The sequence below is a fragment of the Calothrix sp. CCY 0018 genome, assembly GCF_963920925.1.
Lineage (GTDB): Bacteria > Cyanobacteriota > Cyanobacteriia > Cyanobacteriales > Nostocaceae > Rivularia.
Genome location: NZ_CAWUDI010000039.1, coordinates 44,688 through 62,681, shown reverse-complemented (window position 1 = coordinate 62,681; position 17,994 = coordinate 44,688). Strand labels below are relative to the sequence as shown.

The 17,994-nt window shown below is 37.4% G+C and carries 12 protein-coding genes and 1 riboswitch; of the genes, 8 read left to right on the top strand and 4 right to left on the bottom strand.

The window, feature by feature from the left end:
- Positions 1–48: 48 nt before the first annotated feature.
- Positions 49–498, bottom strand: a complete 450-nt coding sequence (locus tag ACM03V_RS25010) for a hypothetical protein (protein ID WP_414623506.1) — start codon at positions 496–498, stop codon at positions 49–51.
- A 103-nt stretch (positions 499–601) separates the two neighbouring features.
- On the opposite strand from ACM03V_RS25010, the gene pyrE reads away from it, so the two are divergent.
- Positions 602–1,222 (top strand): orotate phosphoribosyltransferase, encoded by a 621-nt coding sequence (gene pyrE, locus ACM03V_RS25005; protein WP_414623505.1) that lies wholly within the window; start codon positions 602–604, stop codon positions 1,220–1,222.
- A 91-nt stretch (positions 1,223–1,313) separates the two neighbouring features.
- Here the strand turns inward: pyrE and thiC are convergent, their stop codons facing one another.
- On the bottom strand, positions 1,314–2,696 hold the full coding sequence (gene thiC, locus ACM03V_RS25000) for a phosphomethylpyrimidine synthase (protein ID WP_414623504.1): 1,383 nt from the start codon (positions 2,694–2,696) through the stop codon (positions 1,314–1,316).
- A 7-nt stretch (positions 2,697–2,703) separates the two neighbouring features.
- A riboswitch (TPP riboswitch) is annotated at positions 2,704–2,801 on the bottom strand.
- A 205-nt stretch (positions 2,802–3,006) separates the two neighbouring features.
- Here thiC and ACM03V_RS24995 point away from each other — a divergent pair.
- From ACM03V_RS24995 to ACM03V_RS24975, 5 genes are all read left to right on the top strand, one after another.
- The gene (locus ACM03V_RS24995) at positions 3,007–3,597 is read left to right on the top strand and encodes a pseudouridine synthase (protein WP_414623503.1); all 591 of its coding nucleotides are present in this window, start codon (positions 3,007–3,009) and stop codon (positions 3,595–3,597) included.
- A 265-nt stretch (positions 3,598–3,862) separates the two neighbouring features.
- Entirely contained in the window at positions 3,863–5,545 is a 1,683-nt protein-coding gene (locus ACM03V_RS24990) for a PAS domain S-box protein (protein WP_414623502.1), read from the top strand.
- A gap of 368 nt (positions 5,546–5,913) precedes the next feature.
- On the top strand, positions 5,914–7,098 hold the full coding sequence (locus tag ACM03V_RS24985) for an RNA-guided endonuclease InsQ/TnpB family protein (protein WP_414623501.1): 1,185 nt from the start codon (positions 5,914–5,916) through the stop codon (positions 7,096–7,098).
- Positions 7,099–7,303: 205 nt separating this feature from the next.
- Positions 7,304–9,340: a serine/threonine phosphatase gene (locus ACM03V_RS24980; RefSeq protein ID WP_414623524.1), complete on the top strand. Its 2,037-nt coding sequence runs from the start codon at positions 7,304–7,306 to the stop codon at positions 9,338–9,340.
- A 511-nt stretch (positions 9,341–9,851) separates the two neighbouring features.
- A complete protein-coding gene (locus ACM03V_RS24975; RefSeq protein WP_414623500.1) occupies positions 9,852–11,093 on the top strand; it encodes a protein kinase domain-containing protein in 1,242 nt (413 codons plus the stop codon).
- Between the two features lie 391 nt (positions 11,094–11,484).
- Here ACM03V_RS24975 and ACM03V_RS24970 read toward each other — a convergent pair whose 3' ends face one another.
- Positions 11,485–11,703 carry a DUF4327 family protein gene (locus ACM03V_RS24970; protein WP_414623499.1) on the bottom strand — a complete coding sequence of 73 codons (219 nt, stop codon included), beginning with the start codon at positions 11,701–11,703 and terminating at the stop codon, positions 11,485–11,487.
- 1,555 nt (positions 11,704–13,258) lie between these two features.
- Positions 13,259–13,399 (bottom strand): hypothetical protein, encoded by a 141-nt coding sequence (locus ACM03V_RS24965; protein WP_414623498.1) that lies wholly within the window; start codon positions 13,397–13,399, stop codon positions 13,259–13,261.
- A 254-nt stretch (positions 13,400–13,653) separates the two neighbouring features.
- On the opposite strand from ACM03V_RS24965, the gene ACM03V_RS24960 reads away from it, so the two are divergent.
- Positions 13,654–14,067: a tetratricopeptide repeat protein gene (locus ACM03V_RS24960; RefSeq protein WP_414623497.1), complete on the top strand. Its 414-nt coding sequence runs from the start codon at positions 13,654–13,656 to the stop codon at positions 14,065–14,067.
- 76 nt (positions 14,068–14,143) lie between these two features.
- Entirely contained in the window at positions 14,144–17,989 is a 3,846-nt protein-coding gene (locus tag ACM03V_RS24955) for a glycosyltransferase (RefSeq protein ID WP_414623496.1), read from the top strand.
- Positions 17,990–17,994: the final 5 nt, after the last annotated feature.

Here is a 17,994-nt window from a genome sequence, read left to right as displayed (position 1 = left end):
AGTATAACGCTCTATCTTTCGCCAGGTGGTAAGCTCTCAAAGGGAAATTCAGTATCTTTGTGGTAAGTTCTGTGGTAAGTTATCAAACCGGAATTCAGTTCCAACTTGTAACTGAGTTGCCCTTAAGCGGGGAGAAGCCAGTAACGAGGTGCTATAAGGATTTGGTAAATCTGGAGTCCGAATATATGGATCGTTGGTAGTTTGCTGTTCGAGCATATCTTGATAAAGAATGTTTACTAACTTAGCATCTCGTTCAATTTCATTTTCTGGAAAAGAATTTTTGAATAAAGAACCCGCTCCACCAAGTATCCAATCTATTTCCCGAAATAAACCATCGTTGTTGTAAAAGTCAGGATAGTTTTCGTAAAAAGCTTTTTCAAATACTTCATTTGGCGTTTGATAACTTGATGTTTCTGTCTGTGCTACTGCAATATTTGGAAAACTAATGGTAGCAGCAAGCACCAGTAAACCACTTAGGGCTTTTAAGTTTAAGGGCATATTAACAACTCCTGTATTTTTGTGCGAATTTTGACTTATTCTTAATTTCAGAACTCGCATAAGTTCGACTAATCCGGTGTAACATAAAATTTATTGATTTGTAATGGTTTATTACGCTGAAAATTCCACCCAAAAAGATTCATGGGCTACTAATACCGATTTAGAGGTTATTCGTCAAGGATTGTTAGATTTATTTTGTCAACTTGCTTATCAAGAAGGGGATTTTGTTCTTTCTTCTGGAGCGCGTAGCAGTTATTACATTAATGGTAAAGAGGTAACGCTTCATCCTCAAGGCGCTTTGGCAATCGGTCGTCTTCTCTTTAATATGCTGCCCTCAGATACTCAAGCTGTAGCGGGTTTAACTTTGGGGGCTGACCCCATCGTTAGTGCTGTGAGCATCATTTCTGCATTGGAAAATAGACCCATACCGGCTTTGATTGTACGTAAGGAAGCCAAAGGTCATGGAACGAAAGCTTATGTAGAAGGCCCGAATTTACCGGAAGCAGCTCAAGTTGTAGTTCTAGAAGATGTTGTTACAACCGGGCGATCGGCAATGAAAGCTGTTACCAGACTTACAGATGCTGGTTATACAGTCGATAGAGTAATTTCACTGATAGATAGAAAGCAAGGCGGAGAAGAATATTATAAGTCGGTAGATTTACAGTTTCAGGCTGTGTTTTCAATCACCGACATTCAGGAGCGATATAAGCAGATTTCTAATTAATTTGTTTGTAAGATAGCGATGAATCTCTTACTACGAACAAACATTAATGAGACGTAGCAGTGCTACGTCTCTACATTATCGGGACAAACTTTTAACTTTGCGTTACAGCTTGCTTGTCAGTTTTGGCCAAGAATTTTTCTAATTCGGTTAATGCGTCAGCATCAACTTTGGTTTGCATGGGGCAGAATTTAGGACCGCACATCGAGCAGAATTCAGCGGTTTTATAAATATCGGCTGGTAAGGTTTCGTCGTGATATTCTTTAGCTCTTTCGGGATCGAGCGACAATTCAAACTGACGGTTCCAGTCGAAGTTATAACGAGCTTCAGAAAGTTGATCGTCTCTATCTCTTGCACCGGGGCGATGTCTGGCGATATCTGCCGCGTGGGCTGCGATTTTATAGGCAATTAAACCATTACGTACATCTTCGGCGTTTGGTAAACCCAAATGTTCTTTTGGTGTTACGTAGCAGAGCATTGCAGTTCCGTACCAGCCAGCCATCGCTGCGCCAATCGCTGAGGTAATGTGGTCGTAACCGGGTGCAATGTCGGTAACTAAAGGTCCGAGAACGTAGAAAGGAGCTTCGGAACATTCTTCCATTTGCTTTCTAACGTTGAACTCGATTTGATCCATCGGTACGTGTCCGGGACCTTCTACCATTACCTGTACGTCATGTTCCCAAGCTTTACGAGTTAATTGTCCGAGGGTTTTAAGTTCGGCTAATTGAGCTTCATCGGAAGCATCGTGGGTACAACCGGGACGCAAAGAATCGCCCAAGCTGAAAGAAACATCGTATTTTTTGAAAATCTCGATAATATCTTCAAAGTGAGTATAAAGCGGATTTTGCTTGTGATGATGCAGCATCCAACGAGCAATAATACCGCCACCACGAGATACAATACCCGTGATTCGGTTTCTTACCAAAGGTAAATGCTCAATTAAAATTCCGGCATGGATAGTCATGTAGTCCACACCTTGTTGAGCGTGCTTCTCAATAATGTGGAGAAAATCATTAGCAGTTAGATTTTCAATATTGCCGTGGACACTTTCCAAAGCTTGATAAATTGGTACTGTGCCGATGGGAACGGGTGAAGCGTTGATAATGGCGGTACGAATTGTATCTAAATTTCCGCCACCTGTAGATAAATCCATTACGGTATCAGCACCATACTTAACCGCTAATTTCAGCTTATCTACTTCTTCATTTAGATCGCTGGAGTTAGGAGAAGCGCCAATATTAGCGTTTACCTTACATTTGGAAGCAATCCCAATAGCCATTGGTTCCAAGTTGGTATGATTAATATTTGCTGGGATAATCATTCTTCCCCGCGCCACTTCGTCGCGAATGAGTTCTACGGGCAGATTTTCCCGTGTGGCGACATGGTGCATTTCTTCAGTAATAACACCTTGACGAGCATAATGCATTTGAGAAACATTATCTTGTCCGCGCCGCTTAGCAACCCATTGTGTACGCATATTCGGTTTCCTCAATAAACAGCTTCCCTCCGCCGGTATTATCCGGACTCAGGTGCAAAGGGTGTAATCTCAGCCTGTTAAAAACAGGCACCCCTAGCATTGAAAAAAATACTATCATTTTTTTTGCTGACAAAAGAAATACGTTAACATTTCTCAGTTATTTGATGGGAATCGAGCATGGGATTTTAGATTTTAACAACTGATGCTTTTGTTTTGGATTGAAAATGACGAGTTGAGAGTTAGGAGTTAAAAATTTGAATTCTTTGGCTAAATTACATTATCTTTAACCTTTGACCTGTAACCTTTTTCCATGCCCAAACATCGCTACATTGTTTTTTACAAGCCTTATGGTGTGCTTAGTCAGTTTTCTAAAGACACACCAAATCAAAGTACTCTTCAAGACTATATTTCTGTTCCCGATGTGTATCCTGTGGGACGTTTAGATTCTGATAGTGAAGGGTTATTACTGTTAACAAACCACGGACAATTACAGCATAAACTTTGTCATCCTCGCTTTGGGCATCACCGTACTTATTGGGTACAGGTGGAACGAGTTCCGAATATGGATGCTTTGGATAAATTAGAGCAAGGTGTAGTAATTAAAAATTACCGTACCCAACCGGCAAAGGTAAAATTACTGTCGCAAGAACCACTTTTACCCGAACGTATTCCGCCGATCAGATTCCGTAAAAATGTACCTACCTCATGGCTGGAAATTACTTTGACTGAAGGGAAAAACCGCCAAGTTCGCCGCATGACTGCATCTGTGGGATTTCCTACTTTACGATTGGTGCGAATTCAGATAGCTCACCTTAAATTAGATACTTTGCAAGTTGGAGAATGGCGCGATTTAACTCCTGAAGAAGTGAAATTGTTACAAAAACTAGTTTTTCTCAAGTGATTCGCTGACTACTGAAAAGGGTATAACAACCATCACCCCCTAAAGTCAATATTTGATTAAAATTCGTAATAAGTAAGTTAATTACTAAAAAAATATAATTAAGCGGATTAAGGTATTAGATATCTCACAATAAAAAATCACTTACTATGTTATTTATATTACATAATTATTAACGAAATATCTTCGCTCAAAATGCTACGAAAAGCTGCAAAATAATCTTTTTTTATTAATCAACTTATTATTAACATTAGGGTGCATTATTGTTATGAGCTTAGAACGGTCGTTTAACTGGTATGAAACTCGCCGAAAACAAAATCTTGTATCTGCAAAATCTGCAAGCTTGGAACTTGTGCCTGAAACAACATCAAACTTAGAAAATTATACGGCAGAAACGCTACGTCGTACTCAAGCAGAATTAAATTGGTATCGTACTTTATATGACCAAATTCCTGGCATCTTTTTTAGTTTAGATACTACTGGAAAAATTTTGTCTGTTAATCAATTCGGTGCAAACTGTCTGGGTTATGCGCCTTGCGATTTGACTGAAAAATCTATTTTTATTTTATTTGCTTCTTTTGAACGGGAAAGACTATTTAATCTAATAGCAGGATTATTAAAAAGCTCATCAGGAGAAGTTGAAAATTGGGAATTTCATCTAAATTGTCCCGATAGTAAAATTGTTTGGGTAAAAGTCAAAGCGCGAACATTAATTGATGCAGAGCAAAATCTCACAATTTCGATGGTTTGTGAAGATATTACTGCTTACAAACTTTCTCAAACTTCAAAACAAAGCGAACAAAGTTTCCGTCAATTAGCCGATAGCGCTCCAGTTATGCTGTGGATGACTGATGAGAAGGGACTGCATAACTTTTTCAACTGTTCTTGGTTAAAGCTTACCGGACGTAAAATTGAGCAAGAATTAGGCTGGGAATGGTTAGATAATTTACATAATGAAGATAAAAACTTATATTTAGAAACCTATTATCAAGCACTTAAAGTAAAAGAAAAATTTCAAATTCAATACCGTTTAAAAAATGCCGAAGGTAATTATCGTTGGATTTCCGAAACCGGCGTTCCTCGATTTGCAGCCAATGGTAATTTTGATGGTTATATTGGCTGCTGCATTGATATTACTGAGTGTAAAAAAGCGGAAATTGCAGTCAAGGAGAGTAAAAAAGCAGCAAAAGCTCAATTAGAAGAGGTGGAATCTCTCAACCATCTTAAAGATGAATTTTTAAGTACGGTATCTCACGAGTTACGCACGCCATTAACTAATATGAAAATGGCAATTCAAATGTTGGAAATAAAGCTCGAAAACGATCGCCAAGCTTTAAAGACATATGAACCAATAAATAATTCTACAAAAAAATCTAAGATATCTCGTTACTTCCAAATCTTAAATAATGAGTGCGAACGAGAAATTAGCTTGATTAATAATTTTCTCGATTTACAGCGACTTGATACTAGTACAAAACCATTAGTTTTAGAAAAAATTGAGGTTAACCATTGGTTGAAGCGAGTAGTTGAGTTATTCAATGCACGCAACCGTAACTGCTGCAAGCAAAAGTTAATTTTAGCGATAGAGCCGAATTTACCGGCTATGGTTTGCGATCCATTTAGTTTAGAACGAATTTTGGTAGAGTTGCTGACTAATGCTTGTAAATTTAGTCCGCTTGATGAGCAAATAATTGTTGAGGTTAAAATGAAATCCGATAATATTCAGCTTCAAGTAATAAATACTGGAGTGGAAATTCCTTGTGCTGAATTACCGCGTATTTTTGATAAGTTTTATCGGATTCCCAGCAACGATCCTTGGAAACAAGGTGGTACGGGCTTGGGTTTAGCATTGGTGCAAAAGCTTACGAACCATTTGGGAGGGGTAATTCAGGTTGAAAGCGGTTGTAATCGTACTTGTTTTTCTGTTGAATTACCTGTTGAAAGGGAGTAGGGAGTTGGGAGTTGGGAGTTGGGAACAGAGAAAGAAAACTGGATTAATTATTGTTGCAATGATTTTGCTGAGAGTCTTTGTCAAATAGGTGTTTCAGCGTTTTAACTTTCAATCGTAAGAAGTCCCACACCTACCTAGCATAGGAGGTGTAGGGATGAATTACGAACCGGGTTTGGAGTCCAGCGAGTCTATCCAATCTTCTACAAGCGATGTCATTGATTTATCCACTGCGATTGAATACTCTCTTAATTTGGTTAACCTTCGTAGACTCAAACGGATACTAAATCTTTTATTTTTTTCCATAATGACTAGTCTATGACTGTACATTTATGTTAACGTATCAATAGATTGAATACAAGGTTTTATCAATGAGAACTTCTTACCAATATCGATTAAAACCGAATAAAGAACAACGAGAGATTATAGACAACACTCTAGATATGTTGCGTTGTCAATATAATTATCAACTTGCTCAACGGTTTAATTGGTATGAACGTAACCGTTGTTCTATTGATAGATGCTTACTTATTTGCCACTTACCAGAATTATCAGAAAAGCCAAATCGTTTTAGTCAACAAGCATCATTAAAGCAATTAAAAATTGACCGTCCTTGGTATAAAAATATTCACTCTCAAGTGTTACAAGAAGTACCAAAAAGAGTCGAGATTGCTTTTGATAAATGGTTAGCTGGCGATAGTAACGGTAAAAAAGCTGGAAGACCTAGATTTAAGGGAGTAGGGCAATATAAAACTTTTACTTATCCTCAATTCAAACAACATCATTTTGTAGGAAATAAAATTACGTTGTCGAAAATTGGTGATGTAAAAGTAATTGTTCATCGCCCTATTCCAGACGGGTTTGTTATAAAAACGGTCTCAGTTACCAAGAAAGCGAACGGGTATTACGTAACTTTGAGCCTTGATGATAAGACAGTCCCCACTATAAAACCAGACTTCAATGCTGATAATATTGTTGGCATTGATGTAGGTTTGATTGCTTTTTACGTAGCTTCTGATAATACCCGTATTGCTGCACCAAAACATTTACGAAAAGCTGAACGTAAATTAAAATCAGCGCAACGTAAAGTATCACGTAGAAAAAAGGGTTCTAATCGACGAAAAAAGGCAATTCAAAAAGTAGGTATTAAGCATAAAAAAGTAGCCGATGCTAGAAAAGATTTTCACTTCAAAACAGCTAAAATTTTACTATCTAAATATGATGTAATTGCTGTAGAGAAGTTGAATATAAAAGGACTCGCTAGAACACGTTTGGCAAAGTCGATTCATGATGCTGGTTGGAGTCAGTTTAGAAATATTCTCGAATTCAAAGCCGAAAATGCTGGACTTCGAGTAATAGCTGTAAATCCAAACAGCACAAGTCAAGAATGTTCTAGCTGTGGTCATAAAGTAAAAAAATCGCTGTCGCAAAGAATACATAATTGTCCGGTGTGTCATACTAGTTTATGTAGAGATTTGAACGCAGCAATAAACATCAAAGCGCGTGGGACGCACGCCTTGAAAGCTCAGTTTATGTCGTCAATGACGAGTCCCTGAGAAGCCTGCACCCGGCTCTGTACTCAGATGGGTGTGGGTACGTCACAGTTAGAGATAATATACGTCACAATTAAAATAGTCATATCTATTTTCTAGAAAAAGCATAAATATTTTATTGCTATGCAGCAAGCAGAGGCTAAACTACCAGTAATAACTAATTTTAATGGCTAGCACCTTCTTAGCGGGAATTAAGGACGCGGATACAATGCTGATTTGCCCTCAGTGCAATTTTGAAAACCCTAACAGCAACAAGTTTTGCCAACACTGCGGGGCTTCCTTAACTGAAAAGGAATGTCAGCAGTGCGGAGCCTATATTCCTCTAGATGCAGTAAAATGTCATAGCTGTGATACAGCTTGTGACGAAATTTGGCTGGCGATCGCCATTAAAGAAGGTGATTCGGCTGTTGAAACAGAAAATGAAGAAGAGAAAGTCGATAAGCCAGATAAATTACAGCAAAACAATAAAGATAATACTACTAATCTTTCTCAAGAAACTCCTAATTTATTTGAAGCAGGTTGTTATTTAGATTCTGAAGGGCGGTATAAAATGCTCGAATCGCTACCAACTTTTTTTGAAAATACCGTTAAAGCTGAAGCCTGCGTAAAAGTTCTCGATTGCCAGCCTTATCAAGTGTCGCTAATAGATGCGATGTTGGCAAATCCTCAATTAAAGCAATCTACAAGTAACTCGGCAGGTGAAGATAAGATTCCTAGTCTCGCTAAAACTTATATCGCTTTACAACCACACTGTAATTTAGGGATTCCTGCTATTCATGATGCATGGCAAAGCTCGAATATGCAGGTCATTCTAATTGAAGACCGTTCGGATTGGTTTTATTTATTAGAACTATGGCAGAATGATGCAACTACATCGTTGCAAATTATACATTATTTTTCTCAAATGACTCAGTTGTGGGATGTGTTAGAACCCTTCAATTGCCGTCAAAGTCTTTTAGAATTAAATAATTTACGAATTGACGAAGATCAGTCTCTGGCTTTACAACGCTTGTACCCAGATATACGTAAAAAATCAGTTGTTGACTCTGAAGAAGATACACAAACAGTTAAAGCTTTAGGGAAAACTTGGCAGGCATTATTTAGAAAATCTCAACGGACTCAATTTGGTTTATTATTAGAACTTTTGGAGAATTTAGATAGCGGTAAAATTGCAACATCTGAAGAATTGCGATCGCGATTGCAGTTAATTTCTAAGGAGTTGCAAGGTGAGTCGAATCAAAATGAAGATAGTCCGCAAGATATTTTCACAGATAATTCAACAGATAACTTAATTGTTGCTTCTAAGGCGGAAGTTTCAAGTGCTACAGTTTTGCAGTTAGATCAATTGGAGCAAAGTCCAACAAAAATTGACGACACACCTACGGTAGTCTTACCAATGCAGCTAGCTAGCTTAGAAAATGCTGGGCTTACTGATGTCGGCAAACAACGCGATCGCAATGAAGACTATTTTGGCATCGAAACAAAAGTTAATAAAGTCGAATTGCCTAAAAGTAAAGTTGCAGGAGCAAAGGGTTTGTATATTCTTTGCGATGGAATGGGTGGGCACGCAGGTGGTGAAATAGCTAGCGAGTTGGCGGTAAGTACTTTACGGCAGTATTTTAAAGAAAATTGGAAATCTGACGGGCTTCCGAATGAAGCAGTTATTCGTGAAGGGGTTTTTCAAGCAAATAAAGCTATTCACGATATCAATCAGCAGGATGCTCGTTCTGGTGTAGGTCGTATGGGTACTACTTTAGTGGTAGTTTTGATCCAGGATACTCGCGTAGCGGTGGCTCATGTGGGTGATAGCCGTCTTTATCGAGTTACTCGTAAAAGAGGTTTGGAACAAATTACTGTAGATCATGAAGTAGGGCAAAGGGAAATTTCTCGTGGAGTTGAGCCGAGCGTAGCTTATTCTCGCCCAGATGCTTATCAGCTAACGCAAGCTTTGGGGCCTAGAGATAATAACTTTATCACTCCAGAGGTACAGTTCTTAGAAATTAGTGAAGATGCGCTGTTTGTTCTAACTTCTGATGGTTTATCGGATAATGATTTATTAGAAAAACACTGGCGGAGTAATTTACTCAATTTAATTAGCTCGGAAGCTAACTTAGAAAAAGGTGTAAGAGATTTAATCGATCTAGCAAACAAGTATAACGGTCATGACAATATTACCACCGTACTTTTGCGAGCAAAGGTACGTCCAAATTTAGAAAGTCAAACGTTAAAAGGGAGTGGGGAATAGGAGAAAAATTAATCTTTTATTAAGCTTAATGTTATTTTCCAGTCAAAAGCTTGAAAACTTGACCATTTTTACTAATATTTACTGTTCCCCGTTCCCTATTGCCCGTTCCCTTCCAACAAATATGTACGTTGCGATAAAAAATATCTTTCCGGATAATCGAGCATAAATATTGTTACAATCAAATTTGAATGTTTCGATAGACACATTAATCAGCAGATTTTTAGATAATTATTCTTAAATTACGTTAAAGCTGATTTTTCAGCCAGTAAATAAACAGTTAATTAGCCGAATATTAAAATAACAGGACTTACGCAGCAATAATGGAAAGTATGGTGTTCTAGACATTAAGATCCCCCCAACCCCCCTTGACAAGGGGGGCGCTATTAAGTCCTATGAGTAAATAAACAGTTAATTAGCCGAATATTAAGATCAGTATGCGGGGAATATGGATTTAAAAACCGCTCTCATACTTGATGATTTTATCCTTCATTATTTATAGTTCCTAAGTATAGTGATTACTCTAACCCTACTAGAAGCGCAAAACAAAACACCGTTAGAAAATTGGCGCTTTGATGAATCCTCGGTGATTCGAGTGGGGCGAGCAGCAGATAATGATATTGTTTTGGATAGTAATTTAGTTTCCCGATATCATTTAGAACTGAGAAAAACAAATTCTAAGAAAAAGGTTGATTCCTGGGAAATTGTTAGTAAAGGTACTAACGGTACTTTTATGGATGGGGTTTTAGTAACTCAGGCTGCGTTACCTGGTAATTGTTTTCTGCAATTGGCTCGCGGTGGCCCGATTTTGCAACTAGAATTTTTAAAACTCGAACTGCATCCGACTCAGCTAACATCTGCAAAAATTTCTGTGGCTGCATCGGAAAGTTGCACCCATGAAGGGAATTCACCCGATAACTTGTTTTGCATTTATTGCGGTAAACCCCTCTCGATACAGTTGACAATTCGCCATTATCAGGTGTTGAAAACGTTAGGGCAGGGAGGCATGGGCACTACCTATTTAGCTTGGGATTCGGGGGGCGTAACTACTAGCCATCCGAAGCTATTAGTGCTTAAACAAATGAATGCCGATATGGCAAAAATCGCTAAAGCACGAGAATTGTTTCAACGAGAAGCGCATACTTTAGGATTACTCAATCATCCTGGAATCCCCAAGTATTACGACTTTTTCATAGAAGACAAGAAAAAATATTTGGCAATGGAATTAATCCACGGCCAAGATTTAGAAAAACTTGTTTATCGCAAAGGACCTATAGCAGTAAATCAAGCCATAGAATGGATGATGCAAACCTGTGAGATTCTTGATTATCTGCATGGTCAAAATCCACCGTTGATTCATCGCGATATCAAACCGGCTAATCTGATGGTGCGAAATTCCAATAATCGTATAGTTGTACTGGATTTCGGGGCTGTCAAAGAAATTGGTACTGCACCAGGGACTCGTATCGGTGCAGAAGGATATTGTGCCCCCGAACAAGAACGAGGACAGCCATTAACTCAGTCAGACTTATACGCTATTGGGCCAACTTTAATCTTTCTACTAACAGGTGAAAACCCATTTAAGTTTTATCGTCAACAAGGACGAAGCTTTCGGTTTGATGTCGCGAAGGTTCCTACTATTACCCCTAAGTTAAAAGAACTGATAGACAAAGTTACAGAACCTTTACCACGAGATAGATATCAAACCGCGAAAGAAGTTGCTTTCTCGTTAGCAGCCTGCCTGCTGAGCGTATGACGTTGGTTAATTAAAAAAGGTAGGATGAAGCGAGAATTAATTTTGACCTGCCAAATGTACGCTGCGACAGGGGCAAAGTACACTTGCGCGAATACAGATTTAGAACCTGCTTAAGCAAGCAGATTTTAATTATCCAGCCACGTTAGCCTTACTCTAACGAGTCAGTAAGCTATTGCTTGCGTCGCCCGGAGGGCGATACGCGCGTCCACCATTAGATGCCGTTGAGCGTGCGGTGTTAAGCGGTCTTCGGAGCGTCTCTGTTAGCAAAGCGTGTCCGTACCGAAGGTCGTCCCGAAGAAACTTAGGACATAGGCGATCGCGTCTCCCGGAGGGGATATTTGATTTACCGTTTACTACACATACATCCTGATAAAATTAGCGTGAAATTCAATTATTCTTCATCCCATCCCTCTACTGCAAGTAACTCCTTAACGGGGTCTTGCATAGTAAATCCGAAATCAACCAGTTCGCGTTTCCAGTGCTGCCATTCGTCGCCATAAAGTAAAGCAATTTTCCAGATGCTATCAGTAGGCTTAATGATCTGAGAATTTACGAGCGATTGAACATTGCGTTGCAATTTCACCATTGGGTGAATTACTTGTTGAGTCATAACCTCAATTAAAATCTAATAAAAATTTGGGTAAATGCTGGGCGCAAAAATGCTTTCCGTTTTGCAATTAATAGTCTCTGCGTAGAGTTCGGTAATGCACGCAAAGCAAGTCTCACTATTCTTGAATATAGCATAACTAATTCTACATGGTTACTGTTAATTTCGGTTTTGTTCGGTAATCACCACTAATAAACTTTGGAACTCAGCAAAATTTACAATTGCTTATTTACCAAACAAGTTAATTTGTCAGCAACTTTGTAGCTTTAGAGCAATCTGATAAATTTACGATCTTCAAATGCTTAATTCAGCACAATATGCACAAATCATGACAATTCCGATATAAAGCAGGAAATTCGGAAATTCGCTATACGATTTTGCACAATGGTGATATAGAATAGCGAGCTACAAATATTCGCTGTTTTCTATTAATCGTTACTTACATTATCGCAAACATCCAGATTTTTATACTATCTAAAGATTATTTTAATATTTTCTTAATAATTGCTTTGCCCTGGCAGTGTCTCAGAGGTAACAGAAGATGAGTTGTAGCCAAAGCCAAGAAGTCGATTCAAGGTATTATGTATGTTTGTTCGAGATTATGGAATTATAAATAGTTTATCAGTCAGATTAATTTATCAAATTTTTATTCATAGGATAATCGTGGCTTATTTTAGTTTGGATAAAAATTTAAACGAGGATGGGTAAGATTACTGTATTTGATTAAACTTGTTGAATTTAGGAAAAAAATCTTTACATCGCTCCTTTGTAAGGGGAATTATGTTCTATTTCTAGAATTCAATAAATAATCTCACTGTTATGTTTCCTGTAGTAAGAAGTTAAATTTCATCTATTGCGATCGCGTTTCAGTTTTGATTTAAAGTAGGTATGCAAATATGTCTACCTTACGAAATATATTCTGTTATCTTTGGGTAAGTTTTACGAATCTTTTTGAGAAGATTTGGTGTAGTGTGGTTTTGATTTTTATTTAAAAACAGAAAGCCCGCAGGCTATAAGCCTGGGGCTAATATTGCGAAGCCCACCGGCGTGGGCTAGAACAAATACTACAAGTATTGCCGATTTAATTCTAAAGGTTCGTAGTAGCGCTTCAGCGCCTCATATTCCGGAATCTGGAGCCTGTAAAGCGCTACTACGAACCGATCAAACGTTAATGGGACATACAGGTGTAAATTCTCTATTTCAGCACTTATGCAAAGCCCTGTTTTCTTGTAGAGTGTGTGACACTTAAAGTTAATTTGAACGTAGTAACAAGGCCCGTCTGTGTCACGCACCAACCGGGTATTGTGACAACAATATCGTAAGTCCTATAAATCTAATATCTTGCACCATTGTTGTTAAGCCCAAATTCCCGCCTCGGAATAAATTCCAAGGCTAATATACAAAGTACGTTAAAACGCACTAAAAGTCATACCCAGTCTGATTTATCAGACTTTGTTTTTGAGCCTGGGAATTTATTCCAACGTGGTGTTGAAAATGGTGCAAGATGTAAGATTCATCGGACTTTTGCTATTAGACTCTTAATTGAATGGCACGCTTGTTAAGATGCAGCCCTTGCTCTGACTGCTTCCCAGCCTCCGGGCAGGGAACCCATTCCTGGAGGCTCTGCCTCCAGATGTGCGTTCCCAGGCGGAGCCTGGGAGCGAGTCAGGGTAAAGCTTTGAGTTTTTCTTAGTGCCATTCGACTCTTAATTACATTTCCTGGCGAGCTGCGATACAAACCCATCAGATTTAATTAAATGTACCAGTAGTGAGTAGTCGTCAACCACATAAGGCGGGGTACAAAGATTGGTAGTAGCCTTTGTGTGAGTTATCTATTTAAAGTTATTGCAATAAAAAAATATAGCTGAAGTGATAGTTTTGCTAAGGTGCTGGGTATCCTGAGAACTGAAAGAGTTGATTAAACTCAGTATTTACCACAACTACTACTAAAACATGGATGGTTCTAAGGAAGAATACGTAGTTAAAAACCGCGAGAAAGCTAAAAAGCGGCAAAAGTTAGTAATTTTAATCTCGATAATATCTTTTTTCGGTTCTACCGTCATGGCAGCAATTCCTGCTATGCAAGAAGTTTTTCGAGAAGATAGTGCGCCGCAAGCTGTATCTGTGGAATCAACTTTAAAACAGCAGGAAAAAGGTTTTGAGTTGGTGTTACAACGAGAACCAAATAATCAAGTTGCGCTGGACGGTTTATTGCAAGTGCGGTTACAGTTGGACGATATTCCAGGTGCTATTGAAACTTTGGAAAAGTTGGTGAAGCTGAATCCTGAAAGGAAGGATTATGAGTTGGGTTTGGAGAATTTGAAGAAGGAATTGGGAAAGAATACAAATCAGGAAACTACTAAATAATTTTGTTTATTCTTGAAACCCTGCACAAAATATAAATTGTTCTTTGCGAATTAAATTAAAGGAATTAATCTCAATTATGTCAAGTATTTCAGTCTGTATGATGGTACAAAATGCAGAAAAAACATTAGCAATTGCGTTAGAATCTTTAGGCTATATTTACGATCAGCTTATAATAGTTGATGGTGGTAGTAATGACTCTACTTGTGACATTGCTTTAAGTTATGGAGCGCAAGTAATACATTCAAAATGGACTGGAAATCACTCTGACCAAAGGAATGTGTATTTAAAGTACGTTCAAAATGAATGGATTTTTGTTCTTGATTCGGATGAATTTATTAGTACTCAAACTCTAAATTTTATCCAAGATATTAAGTCAGGAAAAAGCAAACTAACAGTCGATAATTTTTGGCTACCGAGGAAATGGATTGCTCCTTTAAGCTTAAATAAATATATTATCAGTAAGCCACATTATCCTGATTTACAAAGAAGGTTGTTTAAATACAATAGTAATATTTTATATACTGGGCAAATTCATGAAAGTATTCAGAATTTAAACGATCAAGGAAAATGCTTACCTGAATTAGGTATTTATCATTTAGATTTATTTATCAACAATGAAGAAAAGCGCAAACAAAAAGTTCGTAAATATTCTCGCTTAGACCCGCGTGATGGAGGTCGTCATTATTATTTACCTGATAAACAAAAATTAGAAACGAAAGAATGGAAGTATGAAGAATTATCACCTTCTATAATAAGATTACTAGAGAATCTGCTAAATAGTAAAATTAAAAATTCAGAACTTAATCTTGTAATTCCACCTGAAATAAAAAATGATAGTTTCTACTATGCTATTCAACAAATAGTAAGCAAAGAAAATATTAAAAATGTATTAGAAATTGGTTCATCTTCTGGAGGAGGAAGTACTGAAGCATTTGTAACGGGACTTCGGGAAAATGCTCATAGTCCAAAATTATTCTGCATGGAAGTTTCAAAAACTAGATTTGCAGAATTAGCAAAGAGATATAATAACGATGATTTTGTGAAATGCTATAATGTTTCATCAATATCTTTAGAAGCATTTCCAAACAAAAAAGAAGTTATTGATTTTTACAATAACACCCAAAGTAATTTAAAATTATATCCTCTAGAACAAGTATTAGGCTGGTTAGAGCAAGATATAGAGTATATTATAAATTCTGGTGTAACTAATGATGGGATAAAAAAAATCAAGCGAGAAAATAATATTGAGTTATTTGATTTAGTTTTAATTGATGGCTCCGAATTTACAGGTATTGCTGAATTAGATCAAGTATATGGAGCAAAATTTATTTGTTTGGATGATATAAATACTTTTAAAAATTATAAAAATCATCGTGAATTACTTTCAGATATCAATTATGAATTAGTAGTACAAAACTCTTCAGTTCGTAATGGATTCTCTATTTTTAGGAGAATAGATGATTCTGAGAAAATCTTTATAAACAGAAAACCCGATTCATCAAATTTACCAATTCATTTTTTCACAATAGTTCTAAATGGTCAACCATTTATTCGTTACCATATTAATGTATTTCAACAACTACCTTTTAACTGGCATTGGCATATTGTTGAAGGTGTAGCAGACTTAAAACATGATACGTCTTGGAGTGTTCCGCAAGGTGGATGTATTGCGGATGAAATTCACTCTTTAGGACGTAGTATTGATGGAACTAGCGAATATATAGACGAGCTAGCGCAACTTTATCCTGACAATATTACAATTTATCGCAAGCCCGAAGGTGTTTTTTGGGAAGGAAAACGCGAGATGGTTAATGAACCATTATTTAACATTCAAGAAGAATGTCTTCTTTGGCAAATAGACGCTGATGAGTTGTGGACTGTTAAACAGTTATGCAGTGCAAGACAAATGTTTGTTGACAATCCTCATAAAACCGCTGCTTTTTATTGGTGCTGGTATTTTGTTGGAGAAGACTTGGTAATTAGTACTCGTAATTGTTATGCTCAAAATCCTCAACAAGAATGGTTAAGAACTTGGAGATTTAAACCTGGGGCTGTATGGGTAGCTCATGAACCTCCAAAATTACAAAAACAATTGTCCAATGGTCAATGGATTGATGTGGCTAGTATAAATCCATTTACACATTCTGAGACAGAAGAACGAGGTTTAATTTTTCAGCATTTTGCTTACACTACAAAAGAGCAACTCAAATTTAAAGAAGAATATTACGGTTATAAAGGTGCTGTTTCTCAATGGACTAATTTGCAGCAACAAACTAAATTTCCTGTTTTATTGCGCGATTATTTTGCATGGGTTGGCGATGACACAACTGTAGATAAAGTTAAATCATACGGTATAGTACCCATTGCTCAACCAGAACATAATTCTGATAATTGGCGATTCTTACAACCGGAAGAAATAGATAAAAAAGTTGCCATTTTTAACAAACCAGTTCCGATAATATTAATTGACGGTGTATTTTTCCAACTCTACGAAACGGGAATTGCTCGTGTTTGGAAATCGCTATTAGAAGAATGGTCTACAAATGATTTTGCAAAACATATTATTGTTTTAGATAGAGCCGGTACTGCTCCTAAAATTGCTGGTATTAGATATCGTCAAATACCCCAATATGACTATAACAATACCGATACCGACCGTGAAATGCTTCAGCAAGTATGTGACGAAGAAGGTGCCGATTTATTTATTTCTTCTTACTACACAACACCGATTACAACGCCTTCTGTTTTCATGGCACATGACATGATTCCAGAACTAATGGGATGGGATTTAAATAATCCCATGTGGCGAGAAAAACATTATGGAATTCAGCACGCTTCAGCATACATTGCTGTTTCTGAAAATACAGCGCGAGATTTAGTTAAGTGTTTCCCCGATCTCAATTCCGATTCTATTGCTGTAGCTCCGTTAGGAGTTAATAATACTTTTCATCCAGGGCAACTAGAAGAAGTTAATGTTTTTAAAACCAAATACGGAATTACAAAACCTTATTTTCTTATAGTTGGTGCTTCAGGTGGTTATAAGAATAGTGCTTTGTTCTTTAAAGCATTTGTTCAACTCGCCAGTCGGAACGGATTTGATATTATTTGTACCGGAAGCGGTGGTGTTTTAGCACCTGAATGGAGAACTTATACGTATGGTAGTACGGTACATATGTTGCAACTCAGCGATGAAGAGTTAGCAATAACTTATAGTGGTGCGATCGCGCTGGTTTATCCCTCTAAATATGAAGGTTTTGGTTTACCTATCCTTGAAGCAATGGCTTGTGGTTGCCCGGTAATTACCTGTGCTAATGCTTCGATTCCCGAAGTGGCTGGAGATGCAGCAATTTATATTAATGATAGTGATGCGGAAGGATTAGCAAATGCTCTTTGTGAAGTGCAAAAACCTGGTATTCGTCAATTATTAATTAATAGAGGAATTGAACAAGCGAAAAAGTTTTCTTGGTCATCAACAGCAAAAAGTGTAACTTCAGTGTTAATTAACACTACAATTGCGGTTTTAAATCTCAGAGAAATTAATTTAATTATTTTCCCCGATTGGACGCAACCAGAAGAAATTCTTGGAGGTGAGTTGGAAAAAGTTATTGGCACTTTAGCGGCTCATGCCGATAGTCAAGACATGACTTTATTGATTGATGTCAGTAACAGTGATGGTGATTATGCTGAAATGTTGCTATCTGCTGTAAGCATGAATCTTTTGATGCAAGATTTAGATATAAGTGAAGGTTTAGAAATTTCTCTGGTGTCGCAGTTGGGTGAAATGCAGTGGGAAGCTTTGTTACCTCGTGTTAAAGCTAGGATTGTTTTGGAATGTGAAAATAAAGAACAACTTATAGCGGTTAAAGCCGAAAAATTGAATATTAGCGAATTAAACAGCTTTCATCAACTAAGTATTATCTAAATTTA